Genomic DNA, 4756 nt, shown 5'->3' with positions numbered 1-4756 from the left:
GTACCGCTCGGTGCCGGCACCGGCGAGCTCGCCACGGCCTGCCGCCGCCTGCTCGCCGAGACCGCCGCCGACGCCGCACCGCCCGCCCCGGCGGCTCCCGGCCGGACCCAGCAGGCCGGGAAGCCGCAACGGCCCGGGCGGAAGGGGAAACGGATGAGCCTCGCCTCCTGGACGATCCTCGCCTGTGTGATCGGCGTCGTCGCCCTGTACGTCTACAGCACTGCGACGACCGGCACGCGCTGAGCGAAGCCCGCAGACCCTGTGGGATTCGGGAGGCCGTCGCTGCTGCTCAGGCCGTGGAGCGGTACTCGTTGATGACGCCGTCGAGGACGCGGGGGCGCAGGAGCCCGCGTGTATCGGGGGCGTGCACGGTGGTGGGCTGTCGGGCCGGGCCGGGTGGCGGCCGACGGCGGGCCCGAGGGGGCCGGTGCGCGGTGTGGTGCCGCCGGTAGGGGTCCGGACCTGTCGGGCGTGAGCCTCGCCCCTGATGAGGACGTGATCGAGGGCCGCGCGCCGGATGCCGCCGATGAGACTTTCGCCGGGGGCATTCATCAGCGGCGCTCGCGGCGCGCTCTTGCCGTCTCGACTCCTCGTTGACGATCGGCGTTCCGCTCGCACCGTCAGCGTTCCGTGGCCGTCCTCTCGGTTTCCCCCTGCTGCGCCTCACTCTCGGCCTTTTCTGTCTTCTCTGCTTGGCCGGGCGGTCGGTGCGGGGTCTCGGTCGCCGCGTCACCCGGCGTCGCCGTCACGGGTGTGTCCGTGCCGCTCGGTGTGGTTTGTGCCGTCGTGGCTGCAGAGCTGGGTGTGGCTGCCTCGTCGGCGGAGCCGTGGTTCGGGTCGGGAGAAGTGGGGCCGGAGCTTTGTCCCGGTGCGTGGTCGGGGGGTGTGCCGGCAGCGGTGCTGGGGTCGGAGGAGGGCGCCGCCGCAGACGTCCTGGCCGCCTCCTTCTGCCCCGCGCCGCCCGGAGGAGCCGAGTCGGGGGGTGTGCGGGCAGCGGTGCTGGGGTCGGAGGAGGGTGCCGCCGCAGACGTCCTGGCCGCCTCCTTCTGCCCCGCGCCGCCCGGGGGATCCGGCTTTCCGGTGGGGGCACTGGTGGCCCTGGGCGCGCTTCGGGCATCGGCTGGTGGGGCGGAGTCGTCGGTGACGACGAAGGCGGTTGCCAGGACAGCGGCGAGTGCCACGGTCGCGCCGGCCACGAGGGTGTGCCCGCGCGCGGGCGTGGTGCGGGAAGCAGCCTGCTCCCTGGCGGGCAGCGGGTTGATGTGCGTGCGGTCGGTCGTCTGCGATGGCCCGGGGCCGGTGATGAGGCTCGTGGCGTGCGCCGACGGACCGGCTTCAAGACGTGCTGTCTCGGCCAGCGCCGCCAGGGTGCGGGCGCAGTTGCGGGCCGTCGGGCGGTTCTGCTCGTCCAGGGCTGTCATGTCCCGCAGCAGGACGGCCAGTTGTTCCGGCAGGCCGTGGGGCAGGACGGGCTGGCGGTGCAGTCGTGCGATCGCGGCTTCGAGGGGGCCGCCGTCGCACTCGAGCCTGCCCGTGAGGCATTCGAGGAGCACCAGGCCGAGGGCGTACACGTCGGCGGGCCGGCCGACGGACTGGCCGAGGACCTGCTCGGGGGAGAGGTAGGCGGCGGTGCCGATGAGCGTGCCGGTGGCGGTGCGGGTGGTGGCGTCCAGCAGTCGGGAGATGCCGAAGTCGGTCAGGTGGGGGCGGTGGGAAGCGTCCAGGAGGATGTTGGACGGTTTGACGTCTCGGTGGACGATTCCCGCTTCGTGTGCGTGCGCCAGCGCGTGGGCCAGGCCGACGCCGAGTGCGGCAGTCGCTCGGGGTGGCAGCGGGCCCTGGGCGATGCGGTTTTTCAGTGTGTCGCCTTCGATCAGTTGCATGACCAGGAAGACACGTCCGTGGTGCTGTCCGGCATCGTAGGCGGTGACCAGTCCGGGGTGGTGCAGCCGGGCCAGGATCACCGCTTCGCTGTGCAGGTTCTCCTCGACGTCGATGCCGGTATCGGGCCGAAAGACCTTGACCGCCACCGGTCGTTGCAATCGCAGATCGAAACCTCGGTGGACATCCGCGGCGCCGCCCGAACCAAGGAGATCGTCCAGACGGTACCGGCCGCTCAGTACCTCGGCGGAACACCGGGAAGCCATGGCCCGAGCCGACTCACGAAGCCTCATTCCCTCTCCTGCTGCGTTGAGGTGCGCATGCTGCTGGCGAGCCGTGGTCGGCGCGCCGCCGGACGCGGGTACCCACGGAGAGCCGGAATACCTCCGGCATGGCACCGCGACGGCACGTCGCGGGGCGAAACCGGTGCCCGCCGGGCACTGTCACGTCGGCTGACGGTGTGGGACGGTCTTCGGGTTGATCGTGCCGTGTCGGGGGTCGCTGGTGGCGTCCGTGCCGCTGTAGTACCGGGGGCACCGGTACCCGATGGAGATCATCCCCCGCTGCGTGCTGCGGTACTTTTGCTTCCTGCTCGGCTTCCACGAGGTCGAGGAGCTGCTGCTTGCCCGTGGCGTGCTCGTGTCCTACGAGAGCGTCCGGCGGTGGTGCCTGAAGCTCGGGCAGGCCTACGACGACGACCTGCGTCGCCGCCGACCCGGGGACAGGTGGCATCTCGACGAGGTGTTCGTGAAGATCAGCGGGGTGCGGTACCACCTGTGGCGGGCGGTGGACCGGCACGGCAACGTGCTGGACGCCCTCGTGCAGAACCGGCGGGACACCACCGCCGCCGGGCGCTTCTTCCGCCTGCTGAAGAAGACGCGTGCGGTGCCGCGGGTGCTCGTCACCGACAAGCTGCGCTGCTACGGCGCCGCCCACCGTGAGGTCATGCCGTCGGTGGAGCACCGCTCCCACCAGGGCCTGAACGACCGGGCCGAGAACAGCCACCAGCCCACCCGGCAGCGGGAACGGACGACGAAAGGCTTCCGCTCCGTCGGCGCGGCACGACGCTTCCTGTCCGCGTTCAGCGGCATCTCATCCCACTTCCGGCCCCACCGCCGCCTGATGACAGCCTCCGGATACCGCGCCGAGATGACCGTCCGCTTCGCGATCCGGGACCAGATCACCGCCGCCCCGCCCACCGCGGTGGGACCCGGGCCCCGCCCGGCCCCTCGCCCTGACGCGCCCTCAATCGATCAACGCCCCACCAACGTGACAACGCCCGCGGACCGCATTGCCGTGACCCGCTGCTGGAAGGCGGACGACGCGTGCGCCACCGGCGGCGCCACCTCACTGCCCCGACCACCGACGGCGCCTGCTCGCTCCCACTCGGCCCGCAGGTCAGAGGAGGTCGCGTGGAACGGTCTCGTTCCACGTGCGGGAGAACACGCGGCGCCCGCCCTCGTATCCGTCGAGGGTGGCGTCCACGAAGAACTGCGTCTCGTCGCACGTGAGCCGGGTGTGCGTCTCCACCCGCACATCCCAGTCGTCGCGCCGGAAGCGCATGGTCCAGGTGGACTCACCGGTGGCGGACGTGAAGTCCTCGGCAACGGAGGCGTAGCGTTCGCAGGCCCGGCGGCCGACCTCCAGGCCGATGTCCTCGAGGCGGACCAGACCCCGGTCCTTGACGATCTCCAGCTCGGCGTTGTATCCGACGAGGTCACGCGTGACCAGCCAACGCTCCTCCGGGTCCGTCAGCTGAGTGGCGCCCAGCGGCGGGGTGCTCTCCGGCTCGCCGAACGCGTTCCGTGGCAGCCCGTCGGGCGCGGTCGCGGGACGGACCGGCAGCGTGAGCGTGCTGGCTCCCTCGTACACGCTCAGCAGCACCGGCCGAGGCGGCGGCCAGGCCAGGGGCCAGTACGACGTGGAGAGCGACAGCCGGAGGCGGTGCCCACGCGGAAAGGACTGCGCCACCGCATTGAGGTCGACAGTGGCTCGGTAGCGGCGGGCGGGCTCCAGCGCCTCGGGGGCATCCCTGCCGTCGAGCCGGGTGAGGTTCAGGACACCGTACGAGACACGGGTGGCGCTGCCGTCCGGCGCCACGTCGGACAGCCTCGCGGCGACCGTCGCGACCGGCTCGCTGACGGACAGATCCAGTTCGACGGTGACAGGGCCCAGGATCTCCACCGGTTCGGTGAGCGGTTCGGTGTCGAACACCAGCGAGCCGCCGTCCTCCTCACGCTGGTCGTACGGGAGGTCCGGAGGCGCGTTGTACGACGCCCACTTGCCCGCTAGGCCCTGTCCGGCGGCTCATGGTCTGAGCCATAAACGGATCGCTGCCGCGGTGACGGTGCCGTGGAAGACGTAGGCCCGTTTGTCGTAACGGGTGGCGACCGCACGGGAGTTCTTGAGCCGGTTGATGGTCCGCTCGACCTCGTTGCGGCGCCGGTAGCGGACGCGATCGAACCCGGCGGGCCTGCCGCCCGCGCTGCCTCTGCGGCGGCGGTGGGCCCGCTGATCCCTGGGCTCCGGAATGGTGTGCCTGATAGCGCGTCTTCGCAGATAGCGGCGGTTTCGGCGGGAGCTGTAGGCCTTGTCGCCGCTGACGTGGTCCGGCCGGGTCCGGGGCCGTCCGCCCAGCGGCCGGGGAACCCGGATCCGGTCCAGGACCTCGATCATCTGCGGGGCGTCGCCCCACTGGCCCGGCGTGACCAGCAGGGCCATGGGGCGGCAGCCGCCCTCGCCGGCAAGGTGGATCTTGCAGGTCAGGCCGCCCCGGGACCGGCCGAGTCCCTCATCGGGGCGGTGGTGCCGGGGCGTCGTCCTTTTTTCGGGATCCGCGGCTTGGCCTTGCGGGCGCCGGCCGCATGCTGATGGG

Annotated in this window: 1 protein-coding gene and 4 pseudogenes; 2 read left to right on the top strand and 3 right to left on the bottom strand. The window is 71.9% G+C overall.

Annotated elements, in window-relative coordinates; translation table 11 throughout:
- Positions 1 to 243, top strand: a pseudogene (locus tag AB0I73_RS40445) (hypothetical protein); the annotation flags it as partial.
- Positions 244 to 620: 377 nt separating this feature from the next.
- Here the strand turns inward: AB0I73_RS40445 and AB0I73_RS40440 are convergent.
- Positions 621 to 2147 (bottom strand): protein kinase, encoded by a 1527-nt coding sequence (locus AB0I73_RS40440; protein ID WP_363045377.1) that lies wholly within the window; start codon positions 2145 to 2147, stop codon positions 621 to 623.
- Between the two features lie 280 nt (positions 2148 to 2427).
- Here AB0I73_RS40440 and AB0I73_RS40435 point away from each other — a divergent pair.
- A pseudogene (locus tag AB0I73_RS40435) lies at positions 2428 to 3066 on the top strand (IS6 family transposase); the annotation flags it as partial.
- A 213-nt stretch (positions 3067 to 3279) separates the two neighbouring features.
- On the opposite strand, the pseudogene AB0I73_RS40430 reads toward AB0I73_RS40435, so the two are convergent.
- Both AB0I73_RS40430 and AB0I73_RS40425 read right to left on the bottom strand, forming a co-directional pair.
- Positions 3280 to 4170 (bottom strand): annotated as a pseudogene (locus tag AB0I73_RS40430) (CocE/NonD family hydrolase C-terminal non-catalytic domain-containing protein); the annotation flags it as partial.
- A gap of 18 nt (positions 4171 to 4188) precedes the next feature.
- Positions 4189 to 4756, bottom strand: a pseudogene (locus AB0I73_RS40425) (IS5 family transposase); the annotation flags it as partial.

Origin of the sequence: Streptomyces sp. NPDC050388 (assembly GCF_040655635.1) — a bacterium.
In the GTDB taxonomy this organism is placed as follows: Bacteria; Actinomycetota; Actinomycetes; order Streptomycetales; family Streptomycetaceae; genus Streptomyces.
Note: the sequence above shows the minus strand (reverse complement) of the source record. Positions and strands in the feature narration are given on the sequence as shown.